This window comes from Xanthomonas hortorum, assembly GCF_024339125.1.
Taxonomy (GTDB): domain Bacteria; phylum Pseudomonadota; class Gammaproteobacteria; order Xanthomonadales; family Xanthomonadaceae; genus Xanthomonas; species Xanthomonas hortorum.
This window is the reverse complement of the sequence record NZ_CP101417.1, coordinates 4,886,127-4,912,273: the sequence shown is the minus strand read 5'-3', so window position 1 is coordinate 4,912,273 and position 26,147 is coordinate 4,886,127. Positions and strand designations below refer to the sequence as shown.

At 65.5% G+C, this 26,147-nt stretch carries 23 protein-coding genes; 15 read left to right on the top strand and 8 right to left on the bottom strand.

Annotated elements, in window-relative coordinates:
• Positions 1 to 36 precede the first annotated feature (36 nt).
• From rraA to NMB96_RS21110, 5 genes are all read left to right on the top strand, one after another.
• Positions 37 to 537, top strand: a complete 501-nt coding sequence (gene rraA / locus NMB96_RS21130) for a ribonuclease E activity regulator RraA (RefSeq protein ID WP_255085587.1) — start codon at positions 37 to 39, stop codon at positions 535 to 537.
• 23 nt (positions 538 to 560) lie between these two features.
• Positions 561 to 2,156: a serine hydrolase gene (locus tag NMB96_RS21125; RefSeq protein WP_255085585.1), complete on the top strand. Its 1,596-nt coding sequence runs from the start codon at positions 561 to 563 to the stop codon at positions 2,154 to 2,156.
• 334 nt (positions 2,157 to 2,490) lie between these two features.
• The gene (locus NMB96_RS21120; RefSeq protein WP_043889313.1) at positions 2,491 to 3,756 is read left to right on the top strand and encodes a cation:proton antiporter; all 1,266 of its coding nucleotides are present in this window, start codon (positions 2,491 to 2,493) and stop codon (positions 3,754 to 3,756) included.
• Between the two features lie 244 nt (positions 3,757 to 4,000).
• Positions 4,001 to 4,600 (top strand): plasmid pRiA4b ORF-3 family protein, encoded by a 600-nt coding sequence (locus tag NMB96_RS21115; RefSeq protein WP_255085583.1) that lies wholly within the window; start codon positions 4,001 to 4,003, stop codon positions 4,598 to 4,600.
• Between the two features lie 84 nt (positions 4,601 to 4,684).
• Positions 4,685 to 6,505 (top strand): ABC transporter ATP-binding protein, encoded by a 1,821-nt coding sequence (locus tag NMB96_RS21110; RefSeq protein WP_255085582.1) that lies wholly within the window; start codon positions 4,685 to 4,687, stop codon positions 6,503 to 6,505.
• Between the two features lie 334 nt (positions 6,506 to 6,839).
• Here NMB96_RS21110 and NMB96_RS21105 read toward each other — a convergent pair whose 3' ends face one another.
• Entirely contained in the window at positions 6,840 to 8,645 is a 1,806-nt protein-coding gene (locus NMB96_RS21105) for a DUF885 domain-containing protein (RefSeq protein WP_043889732.1), read from the bottom strand.
• A 98-nt stretch (positions 8,646 to 8,743) separates the two neighbouring features.
• Here NMB96_RS21105 and NMB96_RS21100 point away from each other — a divergent pair, with 98 nt between their 5' ends.
• Together NMB96_RS21100 and NMB96_RS21095 are read left to right on the top strand one after the other, a co-directional pair.
• Entirely contained in the window at positions 8,744 to 9,100 is a 357-nt protein-coding gene (locus tag NMB96_RS21100; protein WP_023903348.1) for a GFA family protein, read from the top strand.
• Positions 9,097 to 9,903 carry a DUF4349 domain-containing protein gene (locus NMB96_RS21095; protein ID WP_023903349.1) on the top strand — a complete coding sequence of 269 codons (807 nt, stop codon included), beginning with the start codon at positions 9,097 to 9,099 and terminating at the stop codon, positions 9,901 to 9,903. The genes NMB96_RS21100 and NMB96_RS21095 overlap by 4 nt, the downstream gene beginning before the upstream one ends.
• 222 nt (positions 9,904 to 10,125) lie before the next feature.
• On the opposite strand, the gene NMB96_RS21090 is transcribed toward NMB96_RS21095, so the two are convergent.
• Together NMB96_RS21090 and NMB96_RS21085 are read right to left on the bottom strand one after the other, a co-directional pair.
• Positions 10,126 to 10,419, bottom strand: coding sequence for a hypothetical protein (locus tag NMB96_RS21090; protein ID WP_023903350.1), 294 nt, complete (start codon positions 10,417 to 10,419; stop codon positions 10,126 to 10,128).
• A 452-nt stretch (positions 10,420 to 10,871) separates the two neighbouring features.
• Positions 10,872 to 11,864, bottom strand: a complete 993-nt coding sequence (locus NMB96_RS21085) for a LysR substrate-binding domain-containing protein (protein ID WP_255085581.1) — start codon at positions 11,862 to 11,864, stop codon at positions 10,872 to 10,874.
• Positions 11,865 to 12,034: 170 nt separating this feature from the next.
• On the opposite strand from NMB96_RS21085, the gene NMB96_RS21080 reads away from it, so the two are divergent.
• On the top strand, positions 12,035 to 12,922 hold the full coding sequence (locus NMB96_RS21080; RefSeq protein ID WP_023903352.1) for a DMT family transporter: 888 nt from the start codon (positions 12,035 to 12,037) through the stop codon (positions 12,920 to 12,922).
• Between the two features lie 83 nt (positions 12,923 to 13,005).
• Here the strand turns inward: NMB96_RS21080 and NMB96_RS21075 are convergent, their stop codons facing one another.
• The 4 genes from NMB96_RS21075 to trxA all read right to left on the bottom strand — a co-directional run bounded on the left by NMB96_RS21075 (position 13,006) and on the right by trxA (position 16,155).
• Positions 13,006 to 13,914: a peptidylprolyl isomerase gene (locus NMB96_RS21075; protein WP_043889074.1), complete on the bottom strand. Its 909-nt coding sequence runs from the start codon at positions 13,912 to 13,914 to the stop codon at positions 13,006 to 13,008.
• 192 nt (positions 13,915 to 14,106) lie between these two features.
• The gene (locus tag NMB96_RS21070) at positions 14,107 to 14,346 is read right to left on the bottom strand and encodes a DUF378 domain-containing protein (RefSeq protein ID WP_043889075.1); all 240 of its coding nucleotides are present in this window, start codon (positions 14,344 to 14,346) and stop codon (positions 14,107 to 14,109) included.
• A 171-nt stretch (positions 14,347 to 14,517) separates the two neighbouring features.
• A complete protein-coding gene (locus NMB96_RS21065; protein ID WP_255085579.1) occupies positions 14,518 to 14,967 on the bottom strand; it encodes a DUF4442 domain-containing protein in 450 nt (149 codons plus the stop codon).
• Between the two features lie 330 nt (positions 14,968 to 15,297).
• The gene (gene trxA, locus NMB96_RS21060) at positions 15,298 to 16,155 is read right to left on the bottom strand and encodes a thioredoxin (RefSeq protein WP_255085578.1); all 858 of its coding nucleotides are present in this window, start codon (positions 16,153 to 16,155) and stop codon (positions 15,298 to 15,300) included.
• 269 nt (positions 16,156 to 16,424) lie between these two features.
• Here trxA and NMB96_RS21055 point away from each other — a divergent pair, with 269 nt between their 5' ends.
• The 7 genes from NMB96_RS21055 (at position 16,425) to NMB96_RS21025 (ending at position 24,182) form a co-directional block, all read left to right on the top strand.
• Positions 16,425 to 17,036 (top strand): DUF998 domain-containing protein, encoded by a 612-nt coding sequence (locus NMB96_RS21055; RefSeq protein WP_023903359.1) that lies wholly within the window; start codon positions 16,425 to 16,427, stop codon positions 17,034 to 17,036.
• A 72-nt stretch (positions 17,037 to 17,108) separates the two neighbouring features.
• Positions 17,109 to 19,751, top strand: coding sequence for a leucine--tRNA ligase (gene leuS, locus NMB96_RS21050; RefSeq protein ID WP_183086712.1), 2,643 nt, complete (start codon positions 17,109 to 17,111; stop codon positions 19,749 to 19,751).
• Positions 19,752 to 20,037: 286 nt separating this feature from the next.
• A complete protein-coding gene (locus NMB96_RS21045; RefSeq protein WP_023903361.1) occupies positions 20,038 to 20,673 on the top strand; it encodes an LPS-assembly lipoprotein LptE in 636 nt (211 codons plus the stop codon).
• 21 nt (positions 20,674 to 20,694) lie between these two features.
• Complete coding sequence (gene holA, locus NMB96_RS21040; RefSeq protein WP_023903362.1) at positions 20,695 to 21,723, top strand: DNA polymerase III subunit delta; 1,029 nt, start codon at positions 20,695 to 20,697, stop codon at positions 21,721 to 21,723.
• Between the two features lie 119 nt (positions 21,724 to 21,842).
• Positions 21,843 to 22,586 (top strand): nicotinate-nucleotide adenylyltransferase, encoded by a 744-nt coding sequence (gene nadD / locus NMB96_RS21035; RefSeq protein ID WP_343237637.1) that lies wholly within the window; start codon positions 21,843 to 21,845, stop codon positions 22,584 to 22,586.
• 57 nt (positions 22,587 to 22,643) lie between these two features.
• Positions 22,644 to 23,054 carry a ribosome silencing factor gene (gene rsfS / locus NMB96_RS21030; protein WP_023903364.1) on the top strand — a complete coding sequence of 137 codons (411 nt, stop codon included), beginning with the start codon at positions 22,644 to 22,646 and terminating at the stop codon, positions 23,052 to 23,054.
• Positions 23,055 to 23,066: 12 nt separating this feature from the next.
• On the top strand, positions 23,067 to 24,182 hold the full coding sequence (locus NMB96_RS21025) for a J domain-containing protein (RefSeq protein WP_255085574.1): 1,116 nt from the start codon (positions 23,067 to 23,069) through the stop codon (positions 24,180 to 24,182).
• A gap of 334 nt (positions 24,183 to 24,516) precedes the next feature.
• Here NMB96_RS21025 and NMB96_RS21020 read toward each other — a convergent pair whose 3' ends face one another.
• On the bottom strand, positions 24,517 to 26,058 hold the full coding sequence (locus NMB96_RS21020; RefSeq protein ID WP_255085573.1) for an alkaline phosphatase PhoX: 1,542 nt from the start codon (positions 26,056 to 26,058) through the stop codon (positions 24,517 to 24,519).
• Between the last annotated feature and the right edge of the window lie 89 nt (positions 26,059 to 26,147).

Genomic DNA, 26,147 nt, shown 5'->3' with positions numbered 1-26,147 from the left:
CGCTACCATCGGATATCGCCGCTTGAGATCGCACCGATGACCTGGACCACGCCCGATCTGTGTGACCGCTTCCCCGAGGTGCATGTCGCCGAGCCGCTGTTCCGCCACTTCGGTGGGCGTGCGGCGTTTTCCGGGCCAATTGCGACGGTGCGCTGTTTCGAGGACAACTCGCGCGTGCGCGAATTTGCCGCCACGCCTGGCGATGGGCGGGTGCTGGTGGTGGATGGGCAGGGCTCGTTGAAGCACGCGTTGCTGGGCGACCAGATCGCCGCGCAGGCGGTGGCCAATGGCTGGGCCGGCGTGTTGATCCATGGCTGCGTGCGCGATGTGGAGATTCTCGCCACGCTGCCGCTGGGCGTGCTGGCGTTGGGCGCCTGCCCACGCCGCACCGAGCGACGCGATCTGGGCGATGTGGAGGTGCCGGTGAATTTCGCCGGGGTGGCATTCGTGCCGGGGCATTGGCTGTACGCCGATGCCAACGGCGTGTTGGTGGCACCGCTGCCGCTGTCGCTGGACAGTGCAAGCGGATCGATCTGAATCAGAACAATGGGAACGTAGCAGTGACCTTGAACCGATGGCTGAGTGGAGGCGTGCTGATGCTGGCAGGCGTGATGACGACAACGCAGGCAGCCGAGCTTCCGGCCGGCATGCAACAGTTCGATGCGCAGATGGAGCGCGTGCGCAAACAGTTCGATGTGCCCGGGATTGCGGTGGCCATCGTCAAGGATGGACAGGTGGTACTGGAGCGCGGCTACGGCGTGCGCGAGATCGGCAAGCCCGCGCCGGTGCAGGCCGATACCTTGTTCGCCATCGCATCCAACACCAAGGCGTTCACTGCGGCCTCGTTGTCGATGCTGGCCGACGAGGGCAAGCTGTCGCTCGACGACAAGGTCATCGAGCATTTGCCGTGGTTTCGCATGTCCGACCCGTATGTCAGCGGCGAGATGCGCGTGCGCGATCTGCTTGCGCACCGCAGTGGGTTGAGCCTGGGCGCGGGCGATTTGTTGTTCTGGCCAACCACCAGCTACAGCACCGAAGAAGTCGTGCAGCGCCTGGCCAAGGTGCCGTTGAAAGGCGGTTTTCGCGACCGCTACGCCTACGACAACATTCTTTACGCAGTCGCGCAAAAGGTGATCGAGCAAGTTTCCGGGCAGAGCTATGCGGCGTTTCTGCAGCAACGCATCTTCGCGCCGGTCGGCATGCGTGGTACGCGCTTCAATGCCGACCATCTGCAGCCCGGCGACAACGCGGCGGTGGGTCATGCCAAATACGACTTCACCGAGCTGCGCACGGTCGCGCCGTTGACCTGGTCCAATAACTCCGGTGCCGGCGGCGTCTATTCCAGCGCGCACGACATGGCGCTGTGGATGAAGCTGCAACTGGCCGGGGGCGCGTTGCCCGATGGCACCGCGTTGTTCAGTGCCAAGCGGCAGCAGGACATGTGGTCGATGATCACGCCGATTGCGATCGCCGAGCCGGCGGTACCGGAGCTGGCCGCGGTGCGCCCCAATTTTGCCGGCTACGGTGAAGGCTGGAGCCTGAGCGATTATCGCGGGCATCGGCTGGTGTGGCACACCGGTGGCTGGCCGGGCATGGTGTCGCGGCTGACCCTGGTGCCCGATCAACACCTGGGCGTGGTGGTGCTGACCAATCAGGAAGTCGGTGCCGCGTTCAATGCGGTGACCTTGCAGGTGCTGGATGCGTTCTTGCAGGTGCCGGCCACCGACTGGACGGCTGCCTATGCCAAGGCGGTGGACAAGGCCGACAGCGATGCCGACACCAGCTGGAAGAAGCATCTGGACGCACGCGCGGCGCGCTCCACGCCGTCGTTGCCGTTGCGCAGTTACGCAGCGACCTATCGCGACCCGTGGTACGGCGATGTGGTGATTCGCCAGGACGGCAAGCGCTTGCGTCTGCAGTTTTCCAAGACCGCGCAGCTGATCGGCACGCTGGAGCACTGGCAGCACGATAGCTTCATCGTGCGCTGGGACGACCGCAGCTTGAATGCCGATGCCTTCGTCAATTTCGCATTGAGTCCGGATGGCGCGGTGCGCGAAATGCGCATGGAGGCGATCTCGCCGTTGACCGATTTCAGCTTCGATTTCCAGGACCTGGTGTTGACGCCGGTTGCAGAAGGGCAGCCGACGCAGAAGTAATGCGCCGTTGGTTGCGAAGGCGGGCACAGTCACTGCACGGAGCGTGTAGTGGCTGGCGGCCACGGCAGCCTGGGCGCATCGTCCAGTGCTCCCCCCCAAACGACTGCACCGCATCGGGATCACCATCTGCTCTGCAGCACGGGCGTCAGCAAGGCATTGATCACGGCGCGTGCGGGTAACCGGGCTCGGCGCGCCTGCACCACGTCGCTTGGCTTGCCGGTGCAGCACAGCCTTGCCGACCCTGGGCGATGCCTGCGTGCCAGCTGCACGATGGCTATCGCCCGCTGGCACGGCTCGATATGATCCGCGCACCCTCAACGATGTTGCCTTGCGCATGACCACTCCGCAGATGTCGGTGTATTTCTTCTTGCAGGCTGCAGTGATCTTGCTGATCTGCCGTCTGGTGGGTTTGTTGGCCAAGCGGGTGGGGCAGCCGCAAGTGGTGGGCGAGATGATTGCCGGCGTGGCGTTGGGCCCTTCGTTGTTCGGCATGTTGCTGCCGGATGTGCAGGCGGCGCTGTTTCCCAAGCAGACGCTGGACGTGCTCTACGTGCTGGCCCAGTTCGGCGTGGGGCTGTACATGTTCCTGGTCGGTACCGACTTCCGCAGCGATCATTTCCGCGCGCGCTATCGCAGCGCGATGAGCGTGTCGTTAGCCGGAATTGCGGTGCCGTTCGCGCTGGCCTTTGCTATGTGTCCGTGGCTGATCAACGTGGATGGCTTGTTTTCGGAAAAAGCCAAGTTGACGGAAGCTTCGCTGTTTTTGGGCGCGGCGATTGCCATTACCGCCTTCCCGATGCTGGCGCGCATCATCCACGAGCGCGGTCTGACCAATAGCCCGTTGGGCACGCTGGCGTTGACGGCCGGCGCGTTCGACGATGCGGCGGCGTGGTGCATTCTGGCGATCGTGTTGGCCAGTTTCGGCGGCAGTTGGGGGGGCGCGTATCTGGCCATCGGCGGTGGCGTGGCCTACGCGTTGTTCATGATTTTTGTCGGCCGCCATCTGCTGCGGCGGCTCGAGAATTACGTGGTGGCGGACCAGCCGCTGAGCAATGGCGTGTTGGCGGTGATCCTGATGCTGTTCTGCCTCAGCGCCTGGGCGATGGATGCGATCGGCATCCACGCAGTGTTCGGCGGCTTCCTGCTCGGCGTTTGCCTGCCCAGGGGCGCGTTGACCGAAAAGCTGCGCGAGATGATGCAGCCGTTCGTGGTGGTCTTTCTGCTGCCGATGTTCTTCACCTATTCCGGTCTCAAGACCCAGCTCAGCGTGCTGCTGCAGCCGCAGATCATGCTGGCCGGCGTGGCGATTCTGGCGGCATCGTTCATTGGCAAGGGATTGGCCTGCTGGGCCGCTGCGCGGATTACCGGCGAGAACAATCGCGATGCGATGGCGATCGGGTCGCTGATGAATGCACGCGGTTTGATGGAGCTGATCATCATCAATATCGGCTTGCAGGCCGGCGTGATCGAGCAAGGCCTGTTCTCGGTGCTGGTGCTGATGGCGATCCTGTCCACGCTGATGGCCACGCCGTTGTTCAACTGGATCATGCGCCGCCATGCGCACGTGACCGACGCGGTGCCGAGTCTGCAGCAGCGATGAGGTTTCTTCGCAGATTTTGTAGATGCAGGGACAAACTGGCGTTGCGCTGCGGTGGAATTACTTGATGCCGCCACTCCACGCTGCGAGGTACTGAAAGCGCGTCTGCCATCTGGGTGCGCTTGCTTGCGTCCTTGCATGCGTCATCGATATTGGCCGCCTGCAATTGGGCGGCTGCAAGTATGCAGCGATGCAGTCGGTGGCGCATCGCTGCATACTTGCACCGCAAACAGGTAGCCAAGACACGATGAGCAAGGCCAAAAAAAAGAAAGCCGCACAGCAGGTGGTGCAAACGCCTGTGCCGATCTATCAGTTGCATCTCGCCCTGGTGGGCAGCACGCCGCTGGTGTGGCGCCGATTGCTGGTGGCCGGGTCGCTGCGCCTGGCAACGCTGCATCGCGTGCTGCAGCCGGCGATGGGCTGGAATAACGCGCATCCGTACGAGTTCGACCTGGGTGGCGGCCGCTACGGCGAGTCCGGGCTGGATGTTCCCGACCGCCCACGGCTCAAGCATGCCGCCCGGGTCACGTTGGAAAGCGCGGTCGGCGAGCTGGAGTGGTTCGATTATTTCTACGGCAGCGGCGCGGGCTGGCAGCATCGCCTGCAGGTGGAGGCGATCCTGCCGCCGGATACAGGCCTGCGTGGCGCCCGTTGCGTGGACGGCGCCAATGCCTGCCCGCCGGAAAACAGCGAAGGCATCGAGCACTACCTGGAGTTTCTGCAGATCATCGCCGACCCGGGCCATGCGCAACACGTGCAAGTGCTGGCGACGCTGGGTGGACGCTTCGATCCGGCGCATTTCGATCTGGACGAGGTCAACCGGTTGCTTGCGCGTGTGCGCGACTAAGCGCGGCTGACAACACCTGAACGCCACTGCGGCTTGACGCGCGATCGGCTAGCCTGACGTCCCGGTGTCAGTGACGTGGTTGCAATGTTCCGCTGGTTCGAATCCCTGATCGATGTCTTCCCGCCGATCGAGCGGGAAATGCCGCCACGTAGCGTATGGCGGTTCTATCTGCATTATCTGCGGCCGTTGTGGCCGATCCTGCTGGCTACGCTGATCGCCGGGTTGCTGCTGGCGCTGGTGGAAGTGGCGATGTTCGACTTCCTCGGTCGCATCGTCGACATGCTCGCCGAGCGGCCGGGGCCGGCGTTCTTCCGTCGCCATGCCGGCGAGCTGGTGTGGATGGCGCTGATCACGCTGGTGGCGCGGCCGTTGTTCACCGGCCTGCATAACCTGCTGGTCAATCAGGCGATCGTGCCGGGCCTGAGCAACCGCTCGCGTTGGCTGATGCATAACTACGTGGTGCGGCAGAGCCTGGGGTTCTTCCACAACGATTTTGCCGGGCGCATCGCCAATCGCGTGATGCAGACCGGCATCTCACTGCGCGAATCGGCGGTGCAGATGGTGGACGCGCTCTGGTACATCGTGGTCTATACCGGCAGCGCGTTGTGGCTGTTTGCGCAGGCCGATCCGTGGTTGATGCTGCCGTTGTCGCTCTGGCTGGTGGTGTATGTGGCGCTGATGGCGTTCTTCGTGCCGCGCATGAAGGCGCGTGCCTGGATCGCATCGGATGCACGTTCCAAGGCGACCGGGCGCATCGTCGATGGCTATACCAATATCTCCACGCTCAAGCTGTTTGCACATGCCGGCCGCGAGCAGGCGTATGTGCGCGATGCGATCGATGAATTGACGGTCAAGCATCGCGGCCAGACGCGCGTGACCACCGTCATGGATACCGCCATTGCGGTGGCCAATGGCTTTCTGATCGTGGGCACCTGCGGGCTGGCGTTGTGGCTGTGGAGCCGCGGCCAGATCAGCGTGGGCGCGATCACGCTGGCGACCGGCCTGGTGATCCGCATCCACAACATGTCCGGCTGGATCATGTGGACGGTCAACGGCATCTTCGAAGATATCGGCAGCGTGCAGGACGGCATGCAGACCATTTCGCAGCCGGTGCTGGTGCAGGACGTGCCCGATGCAGTGCCGCTGCAGGTGACGCAGGGACAGGTGCAGTTCGAACACATCCATTTCCATTACGGCAAACGTGGCGGCGTGATTGCCGGGCTGGATCTGCAGGTGCGTGCGGGCGAGAAGATCGGCCTGGTCGGGCCGTCCGGTGCCGGCAAATCGACGCTGGTCAATGTGCTGCTGCGGCTGTACGACCTGGAGCAGGGGCGCATCCTGATCGATGGGCAGGACATCGCGCAGGTGACGCAGGAAAGCCTGCGCGGGCAGATCGGCCTGGTCACGCAGGACACCTCGTTACTGCATCGTTCGATTCGCGACAACCTGTTGTACGGGCGGCCGCACGCCACCGAAGCGCAGATGCTGGAGGCTGTGCGCAAGGCGCGCGCCGAGAGCTTCATCGACACGCTGGTGGATGGCGAAGGCCGGCGTGGTTTCGATGCGTATGTGGGCGAACGCGGGGTCAAGCTGTCGGGCGGTCAACGGCAGCGCATCGCGATTGCGCGCGTGTTGCTGAAGGACGCGCCGATCCTAATTCTGGACGAAGCCACCTCTGCACTGGATTCGGAAGTGGAAGCGGCGATCCAGGACAGTCTGGACGCGTTGATGGGCAACAAGACGGTCATCGCAATTGCGCACCGGCTTTCGACCATCGCGCGCATGGACCGGCTGGTGGTGATGGACGCGGGCCGCATCGTCGAAACTGGCACGCATGCGGAATTGATCGCGCAGGGCGGGCTGTGGGCGCGGCAGACGGGAGGGTTTGTTGCGGCGGATGGGTGATGTAGTTGGTTGGTAGATTGCTTAAAACGCGCAACAACGGCACTGGCAAGCCCCTCTCCGTCGGGAGAGGGGTTGGGGTGAGGGTACCGAGCGAAGCCACTCGCTAGTTGGGCCACACGAAGCTTCGCCCGTAGCCTCATCCGCCCCTGCGGGGCACCTTCTCCCGAGGGGAGAAGGGATGTAGGCAGCTCTTCATTAAGCCCCTCTCCCGTCGGGAGAGGGGTTGGGGTGAGGGTACGGAGCGAAGCTACTCGCTAGTTGGGCCACACGAAGCTTCGCCCGTAGCCTCATCCGCCCCTGCGGGGCACCTTCTCCCGAGGGGAGAAGGACGCGGTCACTCGATCGGCTGATCCAACATCAACTCGCGTGCAAAGCGCACCGGTGGGGCGCCGTACGACAGCATCTGGTCGTGGTAGGCCTTGAGATTGAAGCTGTCGCCCAGCTTGGCCTGCACTGCCTTGCGCGTATCCAGATGTTCCTGCACGCCGACGAAGTAGGTTGGCAATTGTGCGGACGACAGTTGCGCACGCACCCACTTGCCCGAGGCTTCGCTCTCTTGCTGGAAGGTGTCGTGGGTCATCAGGTGCATCGCCTTGTCGCGCTCCCAGCCGTCCACATGCACGCCCTGGTCGAGGATGGCGTTGGCAATGCTGCGCAGGTAGAACTTGAGCTGCACCAAATGGAATAACGGGTCGTTATCCAGATACCCCTGCTCCTGCATCATGCGCTCGGTGTAGACCGCCCAACCCTCGGCGAACATGCCTGAGCGCAGCACTGCACGTAGCGTGGAGGGGAATTTGCCCGAGTGCCAGCCTTCCAGGTAATGGCCAGGGGTGCCTTCGTGAATGCTGAGCAGGTGGATCATGCGGCTGTTGTATTCGCGCAGGAAGGAATCGACCTGCTTCTCGTTCCAGTCGTCGGGAATCGGCGACACCGCATAGAAGGTCTTGAGATTCTTGTCGAGCGGGCCGGGCGAATCGCAGTACGCCACCGCCACGCCGCGCTGGAATTCCGGCATCAGGATGATGTCCACCGGCGAATCGGGCAGCGTCATCAAATCCTTCTGGCGCACGAATTCGGTGGACTGCGCCAGTGCGGCCTTGGCTGCGTCCACTACCTTGTCGCGGGCCGGCTTGTCGGCATAGGCCAGTTCCAGCGCTGCTTCGATCGCGGCCTGCTGCTGATCGTCGCTGGGGGCAGCGGGCAGTTTCGGTGCGCCGGGCTTGTCCTTGAGCACCGTGCGGGCGATGCCGTACATCTCGCTGCGCACACGCTTGAGTTCGGACTCGGCGCGCTGCTTGATGTCGGCACGCGACAGCGACGACAGCAGCGCGAATTTCAGCTTCTGATCGTAGAGTTGCGCGCCGACGCGGAAATCGCCCTTGGCATTGGGCACCAGCACGGTGTCCAGCCAGGTCTGCTGCTCGGCCACGGCCTTGCGCAGCTTGTCGATGGCCGCCTGCGCGCGCGCGGCTTCGATCGGGCCGAGCTGGCCGATGTTGGGTGCGATGAAGGTATCGACGATGCTGAGGATGCCCTTGTTCTGCTTGGCCACCGTCTCGGCGTGGATCTTCGGCACGCGGGCCGGGTCCAGGTTCTCGCGCGCCTGCGCAAAAATGCCGGGAATCTTCTCCATGCGCTGGGTGGCCGAGGTCAGCCGCTCGGGCAGCGGCGCGAACTCGCGCGCCATCAGGCCGTACAGCGCACTGCCGGCCAGGCCGTTGTAGACCTGCGGGTCCCAGGCCCAGCTCTGCAGCACCTCGGTGTTCCAGATTTCCGATTGCAGCTGATTGCGCAGGATCGCGGCATCGACCTGGTTCTCGCGCGACAGCTTGGCCACCTCGATGGCATCCAGCTCGGCCAGCAGTTGTTTGCCCGCATCCAGGCTGCGCTGACGACCGGCAGTGCTCAGGTCGTCGATCTGCGTGTCGAAGCGGTGATCGCCGGTCTGGGTGGCGGTGACCGGCGACAGCTGCATCCAGGTGTCGAGCGCACGCTTTGACAGTGCGGCAAAGCGCGCGTCCGGCGTCTGCGCCTCCTGGGTGCTGGCATCACTGGTGCCGGCGCGCGGTGATTCGGGCTGCTGCTGGCAGGCGCTGAGGCCGGCGAGCAGGGCGAGGACGAGCAGGCGTTGACGCATGGTGGATTCCGATCGAAGCAATCCGCCAGCATAGGCATGTGCGCGCTTGTCCGCATCCGCCATTGGTTTAGAGTGGCCTGATTCCAAGGAGGATCACCATGCACTACGCCGGTAGCTGTCATTGCGGACGCATCGCGTTCGATCTTCAGACCGATGCGCCGATCACCGAGGCGTACGACTGCAATTGTTCGTTGTGCCGTCGCCGCGGCGGCCTGCTGTGGTTCGGGACGCGCACGCAACTGCGTCTGCGGAGTGAGTCGGAGGCGCTGGGAACCTACCGCTTCAATCAGCATCACGTCGATCATCATCATTGCCCGCACTGCGGCATTGCCCCGTTCAGCGAGGGCATGAATCCCCGAACCGGCGAGGCCAGTGTGGCGGTCAATGTGCGCTGCCTTCCCACTCTGGATCTGTCCGCGTTGCGGGTACATGCGGTCGATGGAGCCAGCCGATGAGGCGCGGCGTGCAGCGTTACGCGGTCGGGTTGCTGCTGGGCTGGGCACTGAGTGGATGTGCGCGACACTCGGCGGAGATGGCCGCAGACGGTGGCGCTCCAGCGCCGGCGCCGCCCGCCGCGCAAGGCAACGCATTGGCGTATGAGCACGATGTGCGCATTGAGCTGCCCGCCGACCAGATCGGCCAACGCATCGTGGCGGTGCGCAATGCCTGCCAGACGGCGCAGTTCGGCGACTGCGCGTTGCTGGCAGTCGAACAAACGGGTGGTCGCGACCCCAGCGGCAGCGTCAGCGTGCGGCTGGCGCCAGATGGCATCGAGCCGATGGTGCAACTGGCCGGCCAGCACGGCGATGTCGCTGCGCGCAGCACGCGCGCCGAGGACCTGGCGCAGCAGATCGCCGACACCGGCCTGGCGCAGGCGCGTTTGCAGAAAGAACACGCACGCCTGCTCGAACTGCAGCAACGCCGCGATCTGGCGGTGACCGATCTGCTGGCATTGTCCAAGCGCCTGGCCGAAATCGAAGCCGAGGCGCAACAGACTCAGCAAGAAGCGGCGCAGCAACAACGCCGTGTGCGCACGCAACTGCTCACGCTCAACTTCCGCAGCACCGGCGGCGAGCAGGGCAGGGGCGAGATTGCCGAAGCGGGCGCTGAGTTCGGCCAGGTGTTCGCGTCCAGCGTGGCGTTCGTGATTCGCGCGGTTGCGGCATTGCTGCCGGTCGCCGTGGTCGCGGTGATTGCCGGCTGGTTGCTGCTGCAGGCCTGGCGCTGGCGTGCGCGGCGGCGCCGCATTGCGCGGTGACGTCGAGAAGCTGCCGGGCTCAGCGCAACATTTTCGGTCTAGTGGTCAAGCTGGTCGGCGATGCTGCACCAGCTTGCACGTGCTAGGCTTTATTTAGAAAGCGAGAGTGCGTGCGCGCGCCGCCTGCCTGACGCAGGCGGCGTTGCAGCGAACGTTGTGATGCAACCCGCTGAGCGAGGACCGCGCGTGCGCCATGTCCGCGCAGTCGTCGCTACGGCGTGCTCAGCCTTCGTCGACTTCGTATTCGACAAACACGTCCAGCTGCAGCGCCAGTTCCTGCACGGCATCGCGCACCTTCTGCGCGGTGGCTTCGTTGCCGGCTTCCACTTCGAACTCGTGGCTGCCCGGACCTTCGTCGTCGGACAGACCTGCCGAGCTGGAATCGTCGTCGTCCAGATGCGGCATCAGATCGTCCACTTCCTCCACGTGCTCGATGCCTTCGATGCTTTGCAGCAGATTGGCAATGGCACGCGCGTCGTCGTCGGTGCCGGTGATACGCATGCGAAGAGTTGGCATGGGAATGTCCTAGAGGTTGGGGAGCTAAAGCCTAGGCATCGACAGGAAAAAACGAGGTGATGGTGCGCGTTAGATGCTCCATCGACTGTGTAGCCCAACGAGCGCTTTCCCGCTCGACATGAAGCCCCTCTCCTGTGGGGTGCCAAGGCAATGCTTGTGCGCCACTGACGCGCGCGTCTTCAGATCCCCCGGCGCAACCAAAAAGCCCCTCTCCTGCGGGAGAGGGGTTGGGGTGAGGGTACGGGGCGAAGCCACACTTGCACTCAAACTCTGCCAGGCTTCGCTCGTACCCTCATCCGCCCCTTCGGGGCACCTTCTCCCGGAGGGAGAAGGGACAGCAGATCCAGACTTCGCTGCTCCTTCGGGCACCTTCTCCCATGGAGGAGGCAATGTCCCGGCGGCAGAAGGAATGCTCGCGCCGTGTTGTATGCAAAGACGATTCCTGCGCGACCTCATTCCGACGCCGACGCCTTGCGCGATCGTCGACCCACACGCGCCTCACTCAAGGTCTCGCTTTCCGGCAACGTCACCAACTCGGCCGGCAGCGCCGGCATCGGCGTGCGTTCGTCCAGTGCTTCGCGTTTGAGCCAGTCGATAAAGGCCGTCGCTGCAGGACTGGGAACGCGATGGCTGGGGTGCACGATGTAGTAGGCGTAGCGTGCCTTGAGGGTGGGGCCGGGCAGGCGCACCAGTTCGTAGCGCTGCAGATACGGTTGCGCGATGTGCTTGCGCGCCAGCACTGCGCCCAGGCCATAGACTGCGGCGCGCATGGCATCGGTGCTGTCGTTGAAGGTGTGCATCGGCGGCAACGTGGTGCCGCGCACCTGCGCGGCGCGGAACCAGTCGCGCCAGCCTTGCGGCGACATGTCGCTCAGCAGTGGCAATTGCGCGATCTGCGCCGGCGTACGCAGTGCGGCAACCTCCGGCAAGGACGGCGAGGCCACCGGGAACAACTCGTCGTCCATCAGATGATGCGAGGTCAATCCGGGCCACGCGCCCTGGCCATAGCGAATGCCCAGGTCCGGGCCACCTTCTTCGAAGCGCGAAAACGCCGCGTCCGATTGCAGGTCCATGCGGATATGCGGGTGCGCGCGACAAAAGCGCGGCAGCCGCGGCAACAGCCAGCAATACGACAGCGAACGCAGTGTGGTCACGCGCAGCGGGATGGCGTCTTCGCGTGGATGCAGGTTGCCGGCCACCGCAGCGATTTCGGCCAGCGCGGCACTGGCGGAATCGGCCAGTTGACGCCCCTCTGCGGTGAGCTTGACCCCGCGCGGCAGGCGCTGGAACAAGGTTGCGCCCAACAGTGCTTCGAGCTTGCGCACGTGGTGGCTGACCGCACTGGCAGTGAGGTGCAGTTCTTCGGCGGCATGCGCGAAGTTCTGGTGGCGCGCAGCGGCGACAAACACGCCCAGCGCAGGTAACAGGGTCGGACGCAGATTCATCGAGGCATGAGTGAGATTTGTGGCTCGCCTCGATATTACGCGCTTGTCGTGCCTGCGGTTGCAACCGATGCTGCATTACCCCTTAGCGATGATCGTGCCATGTCCGTTTGCCTGCCTGGTGTTGTTTCCTGCGGTTTCAGCACACCACGGCAGCGCCCGGAGGCACGTTCATGAGTGCGCAACCGTCGACACAGCCGGGAGCGGTAACACGCGAATGGCGCACCCCGCTGGAACTGGGTTTCCTCGGCATCGTCTGGGGCTGCTCGTTCCTGTTCATGCGCGTAGCCGCGCCCAAGTTCGGCACCGTGGTGCTGGTGGAAATTCGCCTGGCGCTGGGTGCGTTGGTGCTGTTGCCGTTTCTGTGGCTGGCGCGCGAGCGCTTTCCCCTGCATCGCTGGCCGATGCTGGCGGCGATCGGCGTGCTCAACTCGGCATTGCCGTTTTTGTTGTTCGCCTGGGGTGCGCAACACGCGCCGGCTGCGGTCGGTGCGATCTGCAATGCGATGACGGTGTTGTTCACCGCATTGATCGCGTTTCTGTTTTTCGGCGAGAAGATCGGCACGCGTCGCGCGCTGGCGTTGCTGATCGGTTTCATCGGCGTGCTGGTGTTGGCCACCGGCAAGTCGGCTGGATTGAGCGTGGGGCCTGCGGCGCTGGCTGGCGCCACCGCGTCGCTGCTGTACGGCATCGGCTACAACCTGGTGAAGCGCCATATGGGCGATCTGCCACCGGCCGCATCGGCGGCATCCACGCTGGGCTGCAGCGCCTTGCTGCTGGCACCGCTGGCGTGGTGGCAGTGGCCGACCACGCCGGTGCCGGCGGTGGCCTGGGCCTGCGCCACCGCACTCGGTGTGGTGTGCACCGGGTTGGCGTTTTTGATGTATTACCGGTTGATCCAGCGCATCGGCCCGGCGCGGGCCTCCACGGTGACCTATCTGGTGCCGGTGTTCGGCGCATTACTGGCGTGGTCGCTGCTGGGCGAGCCGTTGACCTGGACCATGCTGGTGGCCGCGGTGCTGATCCTGGGCAGCGTGGCCTTCAGTCAGCGCGCCCGCTGAGCGAGCACGCTAAGCATGCGCGCAGGTCTGAAAATAGCTGAGCCTGGCTATGCTTTCCCGAATCCCGAATCCCGAATCCCGAATCAGCCGGCCGCCGGCGGCGCGCGCACCGGCAACGGCACATTGCACAGATCGATATGCCCGGCAGGACGCTTGTAGAAATCGTCCTTGCGATTGCGGCGCGCTTCGGCCACGTCGCGGAAGGTCTGGCTATCGGTGCGCAATAACTGCAAAGGAGTGCGCTCGGGCAGCGGCACTTCGCTGGCCAGGCGAATGGCGCGGATCGGTGCGCGTTGCGCGGGGTCTTCGTAGAAACCCATCGGGTCCGGGCCGCGCGGCGTCACGCTCAATAATTCCATGCCTTTGACCACGCGGCCGACTACGGTGATGTTGCGGTCCAGCTGGCGCGGCGATTGCCCGGTGACCACATACAACTCGGCGCCGATGCTGCTGTCTTCGTCGTTGTTGCGGCCGGCGCCCAACGTGCCGTAGCAATGCGCCAGCCAGGTCTTGCCACTGGCGCTGTCACGGCCAACCGGAAAGCCATCGACAAAGCCCACCTGCGGCGCCCAGCCATCGCTGTCGGGCAGGCGCTGAAAATCCAGGCCCTGCGATGCGCGTTCGAATTCGGCCGGCAGATGCGTCTTCGCCGAGCCCAGCGACTTGGCCTTGGCCGGGGTTTCGCCATCCGGGTCGCCGAACTGCACCACGAAGTTGTCCTGCGAGCGATAGATGGTCAGCCCGTCCCAGAAGCGCTCGTGCGCCAGGGTGTGGATGTTGCCCACATGCGCGGGCGCAAATTGCGGCGCCAGTTCGATGATCACCCGGCCTCCGTCCAGTTCCATGTACAGCGTGCGGTCCGGGTCGAGCACACGCCATGCGCTGGCCGGCGAGCTGTCCAGAATCTGTTGCGGGCTGCGATAGGCCGCATTGGCGGCAGCGGGCAACAACAACGCGAGCAGGCAGGCGGAAGCTAAGGTGCGCAGGAGCATGAAGGCAGCCAAGCGGAGAAGGTGACTGATTCTTGCCGACCACGCGCCAAGACGCAAAGCACGTGCGCCACACAGCACGACGCCGGCGAGTGTGCCGGCGTCGTGTCATCGATCAGTTGCCTACTGCAATTGCGGATTGAAAGCTGCAGGCTGACAGCGACATCTCAACGCTGCATGCCGGGTGATGCACGCTTACGAATTACGCACGTGCGGGCTGGTGTGGTGATCGGTCGCGGTGTGGTCGTTGCGGAACAGCGGGACCAGCTGCCACAACGCAGAGACGCCGACCAGCGTGTAAACCACACGCGACAGCAGCGCGTCCTGCCCGCCAAACAGCGTGGCGACCAGATCCAACTGGAACAGGCCGACCAGGCCCCAGTTGATGCCGCCGACGATAAGAAGCACCAGGGTGATGACGTTGATCGTTTTCATGCAGGCAGTCCATGTGGGTTGAGAGCCCTCAGAATCTGCAGGCAGCGCGCAACAGCTCGTGAGCGTGCGCGCGGCGATGACGGTGTTACGCACGCCACGATCACATCGCGCAGACGCGCTTCGAACCGGTACGTGTGTTCGCGCCAGCCAGTGATGCGGTGGATGCGCGCTTCAGCGTGCCGGTTTGCGCTTGACGTACAACTGCTTGCGCACCCGCGCGACCACCTCGCCCGCACGGTTGTGCACGTCGTTTTCGAACCAGCGCAGATGTTTTTCGCCGCTGGCCGTGGCCTGACGCAATTCGGTGAGCATGCCGTCGTCGATGACGAAATCCGCGCTCACCGTGCCGCGCCCGGGTTTGACGAATTCAATGCTGCCGGCCTTGTCCCAGACGTAGTAGTCGCGCCCCAGGTTCTGCATGGTCAGCAGCATCCAGAACGGGTCGGTCATTGCGAACAGGCTGCCGCCGAAATGGGTGCCGACGTAGTTGCGATTCCACGGGCGCTGGCGCAGCTCCACGCGTGCATAGCGGTAATCGGCCGACAGCACGGTGACGTGGATGCCGGCGAACAGATACGGCGGCCACAGGTTGATGCCGAGCTTGAACAGTGAAGCGCGCATGCGGCCAGATTCCATGGCAAGGGCAGATGCGCAGCATAACATTCGCATGCGTATGGAGGGGTGCCGCAGGTCGACATCGAAGCGGTCGTGTTCGTGCTGCGAGCCGATCCAGACGGCGCGCCATCGCCGGTCACGCAGTCGCGCGGTGTGCCTCGCCGCTTGGTGCACACCCGGGCAAGGGCCCGCCGTTGCGGGGCAGCCTTCGTAGGAGCGGACCTGGCCGCGACGGCGCGCTACCCGGGAACACCTTATCGGCGACTGGCGGGTAACGCCTCGTCGCGGCCGGGTCCGCTCCTACGTATCCATGTGGCGCCGCAGCGCCATCGGCTGTCAGAACACCAACGACGACATCTTGCGGCGATAGCGGCCGACCAGGTCTTCGTCCTCGATCACGCGGAATGCATCGATCAGGCTGCGGCGCGGCAGGTTGTCGTCGAAGGCGCGGTCCTGCCGCAGCATTTCCAGAAACTGCTCCAGCGCAGCTTCATCGTTGCCGTCGAGCAGATGGCGTACGCCGAGCAGATGGCGCGCACGCAGGTCGGCGCCGTTGGCGGCCACGGCGGCCTGCAGCGCGTCCGCATCCGGCGCGTCTTTCAGGACGTTGGCAAAGCTCAGCCGCGCCTTGGCACGCACCGCGCGGTCGTCGGTCGCCAGGTTGGCGGGCAGGGCGTCGATCAGCTGCTCGGCCTCGGTGGTGTCGCCGGTCTTGAGCAGTGCCAGCGCCAGGTCCAGCTTGAGTTCGTCCTTGTCCGGCTCGGCGGCGATCGCCTCGCGCAGCGCGGCGGCCTGGTCCTGCGGGTCGAGCGGCGCCGGCGGGAGTTCTTCGACCACCTGCGCCTCGGCCGGCAGCACACCATGCTGGGTCAGGAATTCGCGGATCTGGCCTTCCGGCATCGCGCCGGGGAAGCCATCCACCAGTTCGCCGCCCTTGACCAGGAAGACCGTCGGCACCGAGCGGATCTGGAACGCGGCGGCGATCTGCTGTTCCTTGTCCACATCGACCTTGGCCAGCTCGAACGCACCGTTGTAGTCGGCGGCGAGCTTTTCCAGGATCGGCGTCAGCGACTTGCACGGGCCGCACCAGGTGGCCCAGAAATCCACCAGTACCGGTGTCGTCAACGATTTCTGCAGGACCTCGGTCTCGAAGGTGTCGGTGGTGGCATCGAATACGTGCGGCTTGTCGGACATGGGCTTCCTGAAAAGATGACGGCAACAGTGGGACGTAATGGTGGCAAACCCGGCCGACACAAGGCTGGCCGGGATCGGGACAACCGGAGGTTATCGCCAGGCCGGTCATGACAAGGCGGGCCGAGGCCGGTGACGACCAGGCCGCCAGCAAACGGGCCGGCCGATATCAGGCCAGCCGGGATCAGACAAGGGGTTCACGCCACCCGCCCCCGGCACCACAATGCCGCGTCATGGCGGCGCAACCTGCGCCCCGCGTTGGAGCAAGACGAATGGCGAGCATCGATGGCACGCAGCGCTACCTGGGCCTGATCGCGGCAACCGTGTTCGTGCTGGCGGTGGCCGGCTTCGGGCTGGCATTGCCCGGCTATCTGCAGGCCAGCCATCCGGTGGCGTTATTGGGCGCAGACGGCGTTCCGCACGCGCTGGGCTTCAACCTGCTGGCGTTCGCGTTGGTGGGTGGGTTGGGCATGGCAACCGGCATCAGTCTGCTGGCGCGCATGCCGGCCAAGTCCGGCTGGAGCCTGCGCGTGGGCGGGCAGTTGATCGTGCTGGCAGGTTTGGCGTTCCTGGGCATGGGCCTGCTGCCGCTGGATCCCACCGACCTGGATGGCCGCGCCAGCCAGGCCCATGCCACCGCCTGGCTGCTATGGGCGGTGGCGTTCGTGCCGGCCATGCTGTTGATCGCCGCCGCGCTGCTCAACCAGTCCGATACCCGCGCGCTGGCGTTGCTGAGTCTGGGCGCCGGGCTGCTGGTGGCGGTGCTGGCATTCGGGCCGCCGGGGTTGCTGCGCCAGGCAATCGCCCAGCGTGTGGCGTTCCTGGCCTGGGTAGGCTGGCTGGCCGTTGCCGGCTGGAGCTGGCCGGCCAAACCCGCCTTCTGACGCGCGCGTTTGGAGCGCCTGCTGCACTGCGGTACCCTGTGCCGCTTTGCACCGCCCGAGCATCCGCTCCCAATGTCCACCGTCGAACCGAACGTCTACGACCCGCAGCAGGTCGAAACCTCCGCCCAGCAGTTCTGGGATGCCACCCGCGCCTTTCAGGTCGATGAGAACTCGGACAAACCGAAGTTCTATTGCCTGTCGATGCTGCCGTACCCGTCCGGTGCGCTGCATATGGGCCATGTGCGCAACTACACCATTTCCGATGTGGTCAGCCGCTACAAGCGCATGACCGGCCACAACGTGATGCAGCCGATGGGCTGGGATGCGTTCGGGTTGCCGGCGGAAAACGCCGCGATCAAGAACAAGACCGCGCCGGCCAAGTGGACCTACGCCAACATCGAGCACATGCGCGGGCAGCTAAAGTCGCTGGGCTACGCGATCGACTGGTCGCGCGAGTTCGCCACCTGCTCGCCGGACTATTACGTGCACGAGCAGCGCATGTTCACCCGGCTGATGCGCAAGGGCCTGGCCTACCGTCGCAACGCGGTGGTGAACTGGGACCCGATCGACCAGACCGTGCTGGCCAACGAGCAGGTGATCGACGGCCGCGGCTGGCGCTCCGGCGCATTGGTGGAAAAACGCGAGATTCCGCAGTGGTTCCTGCGCATCACCGATTACGCGCAGGAACTGCTCGACGGCCTGGATCAGCTTGACGGCTGGCCGGACTCGGTCAAGACCATGCAGCGCAACTGGATCGGCCGCTCGGAAGGGCTGGAGATCCAGTTCGACGTGCGCGACACCAATGGCGCTGCGCTGGATCCGCTGCGTGTGTTCACCACCCGCCCGGACACGCTGATGGGCGTGACCTTCGTGTCGATCGCCGCCGAGCACCCGCTGGCGTTGCACGCGGCCAAATCCAATCCGGAACTGGCCGCGCTGCTGGAAACGCTCAAGCACGGCGGCGTCTCCGAAGCCGAACTGGAAACCCAGGAAAAACGCGGCATGGCCACTGGCCTGACCGCCGTGCATCCGATCAGCGGCGAGCAGGTGCCGGTGTGGGTGGCAAACTTCGTGCTGATGGGCTACGGCACCGGTGCGGTGATGGCGGTGCCGGGCCATGACCAGCGCGATTTCGAATTCGCCAACAAGTACGCCCTGCCGATCGTGCAGGTGGTCAAGCTGCGCGAGCCGCGCAATGAAGACGAGCAGACCTGGGACGCCACCCAGTGGCGCGACTGGTACACCGACAAGAGCCGCGAGCTGGAGTTGATCAATTCGGCCGAATTCGACGGGCTGGATTTCGGCGGGGCCTTCGAAGCCTTGGCCGAGCGCTTCGAGCGCAAGGGCCAGGGCCAGCGTCGGGTCAACTACCGCCTGCGCGACTGGGGCGTGAGCCGCCAGCGTTACTGGGGCTGCCCGATTCCGGTGATCTATTGCGCCAAGTGCGGCGCGGTGCCGGTGCCGGAAGACCAGCTGCCGGTGGTGCTGCCGGAGAACGTGGAGTTTGCCGGCACCGGTTCGCCGATCAAGACCGACCCCACCTGGCGCCAGACCACCTGCCCGGAGTGCGGCGGCCCGGCCGAGCGCGAGACCGACACCTTCGACACCTTCATGGAGTCGAGCTGGTACGTGGCGCGCTACACCAGCCCCAACGCACGCGACATGGTCGACCGCCGCGCCAATTACTGGATGCCGGCCGACCTGTATGTGGGCGGCATCGAGCACGCGATCCTGCACCTGATGTATTTCCGCTTCTATCACAAGCTCATGCGCGACGCGCGGCTGGTGGACAGCGACGAGCCAGTGACCAACCTGCTCACCCAGGGCATGGTCATCGCCGACACGTTCTATCGCGATGCCGACAACGGCGGCAAGGATTGGATCAACCCGGCCGACGTCGAAATCCAGCGCGATGAGCGCGGCCGCGTCACCGGCGCGGTGTTGATCGCCGATGGCCAGCCGGTGCATATCGGCGGCACCGAGAAGATGTCCAAGTCCAAGAACAACGGCGTGGACCCGCAGTCGATGGTGGCCAAGTACGGCGCCGACACCGTGCGCCTGTTCTCGATGTTCGCCGCACCGCCGGAGCAATCGCTGGAATGGAACGAGGCCGGCGTCGACGGCATGGCGCGCTTCATGCGCCGGCTGTGGGTGCAGGTACACAAGCATGTGGGCGAGGGCGCTGCCGCTGCATTGGATGTCGCCAGCCTGAGCGCCGAGCAGAAGGCGATCCGCCGCAAGACCCACGAAACCATCGGCAAGGTCAGCGACGACTACGGCCGCCGCCACAGCTTCAATACCGCCATTGCGGCGGTGATGGAGTTGTCCAACGCGCTGGCCAAGTTCGACGACGCCAGCGACCAGGGCAGGGCGGTGCGGCAGGAAGCGCTGGAAGCGATGGTGCTGCTGCTCAACCCGATCACGCCGCACGCCAGCCACGCGCTGTGGCAGGTGCTGGGCCGCGGCGAGACGCTGCTGGAAGATGTGGCGTTTCCGCAGGTCGATGCCGCCGCGCTGGTACGCGACGCGCTGACCCTGGCGGTGCAGATCAACGGCAAGCTGCGCGGCACCATCGACGTCGCCGCCGACACCGGGCGCGAGCAACTCGAAGCGCTGGCGCAGGCCGAGCCGAACGCGGCCAAGTTCCTGGAAGGGATGAGCGTGCGCAAGATCATCATCGTGCCCGGCAAGATCGTGAACATCGTGGCGGGGTGATGGGTTCTGATTGGTCGGGTCGCAGGCGCCGTTCCGGGGAGTTCGCCGGATCGGCGTGGCGGCGCGTAGGTTAGGTTGATGCGGCGGTTTCAGGTAATTCCTGCACTGGCGCGCAGGCAAGGGGGCTGCGGTCGTTCTTGCCGATTCATTTCACTGGCGCGTGGCGACGCGTTTGTCATTACCGGCCGCCGCAGTTTTACTGCGGCGCTCTCAAGCCCCATTCACGCGGTGTCGGTCAGGCTAGCCGCCTGTTGCCGCCGCCGGGGCGCTCATCCAGACTGTGCCCATGATTCGATTTCCTACTGCCTTCGCTGCGTCCCTCGTGCTCGTCTCGAGCCTCACCGCCTGCGGCTTCCATCTGCGCAATTCGCTGGCGTTGCCGCCGGACACGCCAGCGGTCAAGGTGCAGTCTGCAGTGCAGTACAGCGAGCTGGCCAAGTTGCTGCGGCGTGGCCTCAAGGCTGCCGGCGCCACCCTGGCCGACGAAGACGCCAAGACCGGCTTTGCGCAGGTGCAGGTGTTGTCCGAGCGCTGGGGCGATCTGCCGATCGCCATCGACAGCCAGGGCCGTGCGCAGGAATACAGCCTGCGCTACGCCGCCATCTTCACCGTCACCACCGCCAATGGCGCGGTGCTGGTGCCGCAGCAGGTGATCGAGCTGTCGCGCGACTACGTGTCGCCGCCGGTAGATGCCACCGGTACCGCGACCGAGCGCGAGATCCTTGCCGACGAATTGCGCAAGGACATGTCGGCCTCGATCCTGCGTCGCATCGACAGCGTGGTGCGCGCGCGCGTGCAGCGTGGCGAGACGCTGGAAAGCACGCCGACCGCGCCGCTGCCGCAGGCTCCCACGCCGCCAGTGCAGCCGACCACGCCTGAGTCGAGCGTACCGGCGGCGTTGCCGCCTGCGTCGAACAACTAAGCGTCGCGCGCGCTCGCAGTCATGGAACTCCGCCCCGAGCAGCTTGCCGGCCAGTCCAACCAGCCGTTGCAGCCGGTCTATCTGATCGCCGGCCCCGAGACGCTGCGCGTGCTGGAGGCGGCCGATGCGGTGCGCGCCCGAGCGCGCGCCGAAGGCATTGGCGAACGCGAAGTCTTCGACGCCGATGGCCGCGAGTTCGACTGGAACCAGCTGGATGCGACCTTCAACGCGCCCAGCCTGTTCAGTCCGCGCCGGCTGGTGGAAATACGCCTGCCCAGCGGCAAGCCGGGCAAGGACGGTGCCGATGTCATTACCCGCTTCTGCGCCAATCCGCCGCCGGACGTGGTGTTGCTGATCACCGCCAACGACTGGAGCAAGGCGCACCAGGGCAAGTGGGCCGATGCGGTCGGCCGCATCGGCACCATCTCGGTGGCCTGGGCGATCAAGCCGCACGAATTGTCCGACTGGATCGAGCGCCGCCTGCGCAGCCACGGCCTGCGTGCGGACGCTGCCGCGGTGCAGCGCCTGAGCGAGCGGGTGGAGGGCAATCTGCTCGCCGCCGCGCAGGAAATCGACAAGCTGGTACTGCTGGCCGATGGCAAGGTACTGGACCTGGAGGCGATGGAGTCGCTGGTCGCCGATGCCGCCCGCTACGACGTGTTCCGGCTGGCCGAAACCACCTTCTCCGGGCAGCCGGCGGCGGTGATCCGCATGCTCGCCGGCCTGCGCGCCGAGGGTGAAGCGGTGGCCGCACTGATGCCGATCCTGATCAAGGAACTGCTGCGTACCGCATCGCTGGCGAAAGTGCAGGCAAATGGCGGCAATCTCGCCGCCGAAATGAAGGCGCAAGGCCTGTGGGAGTCGCGCCAGGCCCCGTTCAAGCGCGCGCTGCAACGGCACCCCGAACCGCGTCGCTGGGAACGCTTCGTCGCCGAAGCCGGGCTGGTCGATCGCATGGCCAAGGGCCGCGCCGACGGCGACGCCTGGGTCGGCCTGGAACGCCTGCTGGTGGCCGTGGCCGAAGCGCGTGCGGTGAGATTGCTGGTGTGAAAGCGGTGGATGTGGGGACTGGAGGCCAGAAGGTGAAGACCGGGACCCGGAAGCCTCAGAACAGCGCAATCCCGGACCACGATGTGCAGACAACTGCCACTGAGGCCGCCGCTGTTCCCATCTCCCCAGATGCCGATCCCCAGTCCGCAGCGCTGGAACCTCGCGCTGCCGAATCCCCAATCCCCAATCCCCAATCCCAGCTCCACCTCTACTACGGCGGCACCTTCGACCCGATCCACCTGGGCCATCTGGCCATCGCCTGCGCCGCGCGCGACGAACTGGGCGCGCTCGTGCATCTGGTGCCAGCCGCCGACCCGCCGCATCGCCCCGCACCCGGCGCCACTGCCGCGCAGCGCGCACGCATGCTGGAACTGGCGCTCGCCGACACGCCCGGGCTGGTGCTGGACACCCGCGAGCTACGCCGCGCCAGCCAGGGCGGCGCACCGTCCTACACCGTCGATACCTTGCGCGAACTGCGCGCCGAACTCGGCCCTGCGACGCCGATCGCCTGGTTGCTGGGCGCCGATGCCTTTGTCGGCCTGAGCAGCTGGCATCGGTGGGAGGCGCTGTTCGAGCTGGCGCATTTCGTCGTTGCCGAGCGTCCAGGCGTCCCGCTGGATCTGGCCGATGTGCCGCAGCTTGCCCAGGCAGTGCAGGGCAGATGGGCTGCCAGCGCCAGCGAACTGGGCACCACCCCGGCCGGCCGCCTGTGGCGGTTGCATCAACCGTTGCGCGGCGAATCGGCCAGCGCGGTGCGTTCGCGCATCGCCACCGGCGGCGACTGGCAGGCACTGGTGCCGCCGTCGGTGGCAGCGTTTATCGTGCGCGAATGCCTTTACGGCAGCGCGCAGCCGTCTAGCTGAACACGCATCCGGCCGGACCGGCCTATAATTCACGCTAATTCCATCGAGTTGCCCGCTTTGACCACCCAAGCCCAAGTCATCAAGACCTCCATTCCGAACCCGCCGCCGTCCGTGCCGGCCCTGTTGGCCACCGTGCGCGAGGCCGTGGAGGAGCTGAAAGCCAAGGACGTGGTCGAAATCGATGTGCGCGGCAAGTCCAGCGTCTGCGATTACATGGTGGTCGCCTCGGGCACCTCGACCCGCCACGTCAAGTCGATCGCCGAAGAAGTGGTCAAGTTCGCCAAGCGTCTGGACGTGATGCCGCTGGGCGTGGAAGGCGAGCGCGAAGCAGAATGGGTGCTGGTCGACCTGGGCGATGTGGTGGTGCACGTGATGCTGCCGCGCGTGCGCGAGTTCTACGCGTTGGAGCGCCTGTGGACCGTAGGCGACCAGCGTCCGGACGATGTGGATGCCGACCCCGAGGCGTAACTGACCCACGGCATGGCGAGAAAATCCCAAGCCCAGACGGAGACACCCGCCTCGCCGGCGCTGCAGCAACTGCGCAGCCAGCCGGCGCAGGCCGCCGCGCAGCCGTTGTCGCCGGCGCGCAAACGCTTCGACCGCTTGCTGCGCGATCTGGAGCGTCATCGCAACGAACTGCAGGCCTGGCAAACGGCGCTCACGCGTTGGCGCGAGCGCTATCACACCGAGCTGCAGCCCTTGCTCGATCATCGGCGCGCGGCCGATGTGGCGCTGGTCGAAGAACTCGATCGCGCGCATGCCACGGTCAAGCTGAGCAAGGCCGACCGTGCGTTTCTGTCAGAGCTGCTGTGCGATATCGCCGGCCCGCTGATCGAATCGGGACATGAAGCATTGCGGCCGATCTACGATCGCCACAGTGTCATGGGCTACGACCAGGAAGTCTCCGAATCCGATGCACTGATGAAGCAGATTCTCGGCCAGGCCTATGGGCTGGATGCCGACGAACTGGACGGCATCGACTCGCCCGAAGAACTCTTCGAACGCGTCAGCGAGCGTCTCGAGCAGGAACACGCGCAACAACAGCAGCGCAACGCGCAGCGCCGCAAGCGTGCCGAGAAAAAAGCGGTTGCCGGGAATGCCGAGCCGCCACCGTTGCGCGAGTTGTATCGCAAGCTGGCCGGCAATCTGCATCCGGACCGCGCCAAGGATCCCGACGACCACGCCTCGCGCACCATCCTGATGCAACGGCTCAATGCGGCTTACAAGGCCGGCGATCTGCTCGGCCTGCTCGAACTGCAGGCCGAGATCGGCCTGCTGGACGCGCAAGGGGTGGATGCGATGAGCGCGGCGCGGTTGCAGGACTACAACCGCGAACTGGACCGGCAGTGCAAGGAGTTGCAGCAGCAGGTCCTGCAGCAGTCGGAGGACTTTTGCGCGGAATATGGTCTGGACCTGCCGTCGCGGCTCAAGCCCGAGCGGCTGAGCAAATTGATGGCGCAACTCAAGCGCGACGTCGAAGACGATCTGATGGATGCGCGCCAGGGCCTGCGTGAACTGGCCGACCCGCAATCGCTCAAGCGCTGGCTGAAATTGCAGCGTGCCATGTCTGGCGGACCAGACGCACCCTGGTTCTGACACGCAGGCCCACGACTCGCGCGCTGCCTGCACGCTCGACTGAAAACGAATGCCGCTGAGCGGAGCGGTTCATTAGGCGGTGGTGCCAACCGTGCACGTGGAGCGAGCGGCTGCAGTCGTCGCGTTTGCGTCGCAGCGACCGCTAGTGGTGAGTGCGCAGCTGTCCTGCAGCTAGGAGTGGTGCTTCGAACGCCCGTATTCCCCGCAGATCTGCATTAGCGCAGGTTGTCCCTGCCGGCCGCGTGAGGCCTGCTCCGGCATTATGGAAAACTGCCGAGCGAACGACGGTCCGTCCGGCAGGTGCGGCGTCGGCCGTTTGCCTGGCAAAGACCGCCTACAACGGACCGCGTTCCCATGGCCCGGTGATCGCCAGCGTAATCCCCGGTGTCTGGATGTTGACGAACAAGGTGCGCGACAGCGGATCCCAGCAGGCGCCGCAGAATTCGGTGTCGCGGTAATCGCCCTCGGCAATGGTCTTGCCGGCATCGGCGATCTGCTGCGACGTCAGCTGTACGTTGTTCTTGGCCAGATAGAACGATTCGCCGCCACGGGTGAGGCCGAGCAGGCGCGCGCCGGGACCGTATTCGTCCGGACTCTCCCCACCGTCTTCGCACAGCACCACGCCACCGCGCGCGCTGACGGTGACGTTGTCCGGGTTGTGCGCGGCCAGCTGGTTGCCGCTGACGAACAGTGCGCTCAAGCGTTGCGTGAAAAGATCAAGCACCCATACAGCGCCGTTGCCGTAACCGCGGCGGCCCTGCGCATCCACGCCGGTGCTGGTGTCGACGATGAACAGTTTGCCGTAGCTGTACCAGATGCCTTCGCCACGGCTCATGCGCAGCGCGCCGTCGGCCCAAGCCTGCGCAAACGGACCGCTCAGGGTGTCGTTGGCGCCGATGTCGGGGAAGCCGGCCGGTGCGGCAATGCCATCCAGATCGGGCTCGGAAATATCCACCCATTCCAGCTGGAACTGCTGGCCGATGCTGGCGACGGTGAGGTCGGCATTGCGCCGCCCACGCACGCGTGCGGCCTGCAGCCGGCCGCCATTTTCCAGTGAGCCATTGCGGCCGCGACGTTCGTTGGGGGTGAAGCGATACAGGCCGGCCTTGTTGCGGTCGTCTTCGGTGAGATAGACGATGCCGGTGCGCGGATCGATCGCCACCGCTTCATGGCTGAAGCGGCCCAGCCCGACCAGCGGCCGGCCGGTGGTGCGCTGGCTGTCCGGGTCCACTTCGAACACGTAGCCGTGCTTGCGGCCGGTGCTGGAGACCGCATTGGTCTTGATCTCTTCGCAGCTCAGCCAGGTGCCCCACGGCGTGGGGCCGCCGGCGCAGTTGACCAGCGTGCCGCCCAGGCTCGGCTCCAGGCTGCCCCAACCGCGGCGGCCGTAACTCAGCGTGGTGGTGCCGCCACCGGCCAGTTGGGTGCCGCTGACGATGCCGGTGTCGTACATCGCCGGTGCGCGGAACGGGGTGGTCGCACCGCGCTCGTGGTTGCGGATCAGCACATATTCCAGACCGCGCAGCGGATCGCTCCCCGGGCGCCAGTCGGGCCGACGCAGGCCGACCACGGCCATGCCGTCGTGACGGTCGGGGCAGGGCTGGCCATCGTCCATGCGATCGCCGCTCCAGCCGAACGAGCGGTAGCTGAAACCGCGCGGCAGCTGCAGCAGCGGCAGCCCGGTGCTCTGGTCGGCGACCGGGGCGAGCGGGCCATAACGGCTGGGCACGGGTGCCAGCTGCAGCGGTGGCGAGGTGCTGGTGGCGGCCTGGGCCTGGCGCGATTGCAGCGCGCTCAAGCTGCCAAGCGCACCGGCGGCCATCACGGCGGCGCTGCCTTTGAGCACCTGGCGGCGGGCGGGATCGAAAATCGGCATCGAACGACTCCTGCTGGCTGGGTAGTCCGCCGACGCTAGATGCCTGCTGTAACCGCACCATGACACCGCTGTGATCGACCTGGTTCCGA

Coding starts and splice junctions, on each gene's coding strand:
- NMB96_RS21025 (WP_255085574.1), top strand. CDS start 23,067: ATGGCGAGAAAATCCCAAGCCCAGACGGAGACACCCGCCTCGCCGGCG.
- NMB96_RS21070 (WP_043889075.1), bottom strand. CDS start 14,346: ATGAAAACGATCAACGTCATCACCCTGGTGCTTCTTATCGTCGGCGGC.
- NMB96_RS21095 (WP_023903349.1), top strand. CDS start 9,097: ATGAGGCGCGGCGTGCAGCGTTACGCGGTCGGGTTGCTGCTGGGCTGG.
- leuS (WP_183086712.1), top strand. CDS start 17,109: ATGTCCACCGTCGAACCGAACGTCTACGACCCGCAGCAGGTCGAAACC.
- NMB96_RS21075 (WP_043889074.1), bottom strand. CDS start 13,914: ATGCTCCTGCGCACCTTAGCTTCCGCCTGCCTGCTCGCGTTGTTGTTG.
- NMB96_RS21105 (WP_043889732.1), bottom strand. CDS start 8,645: ATGCGTCAACGCCTGCTCGTCCTCGCCCTGCTCGCCGGCCTCAGCGCC.
- NMB96_RS21055 (WP_023903359.1), top strand. CDS start 16,425: ATGGCGAGCATCGATGGCACGCAGCGCTACCTGGGCCTGATCGCGGCA.
- NMB96_RS21110 (WP_255085582.1), top strand. CDS start 4,685: ATGTTCCGCTGGTTCGAATCCCTGATCGATGTCTTCCCGCCGATCGAG.
- trxA (WP_255085578.1), bottom strand. CDS start 16,155: ATGTCCGACAAGCCGCACGTATTCGATGCCACCACCGACACCTTCGAG.
- NMB96_RS21020 (WP_255085573.1), bottom strand. CDS start 26,058: ATGCCGATTTTCGATCCCGCCCGCCGCCAGGTGCTCAAAGGCAGCGCC.
- NMB96_RS21080 (WP_023903352.1), top strand. CDS start 12,035: ATGAGTGCGCAACCGTCGACACAGCCGGGAGCGGTAACACGCGAATGG.
- NMB96_RS21115 (WP_255085583.1), top strand. CDS start 4,001: ATGAGCAAGGCCAAAAAAAAGAAAGCCGCACAGCAGGTGGTGCAAACG.
- rraA (WP_255085587.1), top strand. CDS start 37: ATGACCTGGACCACGCCCGATCTGTGTGACCGCTTCCCCGAGGTGCAT.
- NMB96_RS21100 (WP_023903348.1), top strand. CDS start 8,744: ATGCACTACGCCGGTAGCTGTCATTGCGGACGCATCGCGTTCGATCTT.
- NMB96_RS21045 (WP_023903361.1), top strand. CDS start 20,038: ATGATTCGATTTCCTACTGCCTTCGCTGCGTCCCTCGTGCTCGTCTCG.
- NMB96_RS21085 (WP_255085581.1), bottom strand. CDS start 11,864: ATGAATCTGCGTCCGACCCTGTTACCTGCGCTGGGCGTGTTTGTCGCC.
- holA (WP_023903362.1), top strand. CDS start 20,695: ATGGAACTCCGCCCCGAGCAGCTTGCCGGCCAGTCCAACCAGCCGTTG.
- NMB96_RS21120 (WP_043889313.1), top strand. CDS start 2,491: ATGACCACTCCGCAGATGTCGGTGTATTTCTTCTTGCAGGCTGCAGTG.
- NMB96_RS21065 (WP_255085579.1), bottom strand. CDS start 14,967: ATGCGCGCTTCACTGTTCAAGCTCGGCATCAACCTGTGGCCGCCGTAT.
- NMB96_RS21090 (WP_023903350.1), bottom strand. CDS start 10,419: ATGCCAACTCTTCGCATGCGTATCACCGGCACCGACGACGACGCGCGT.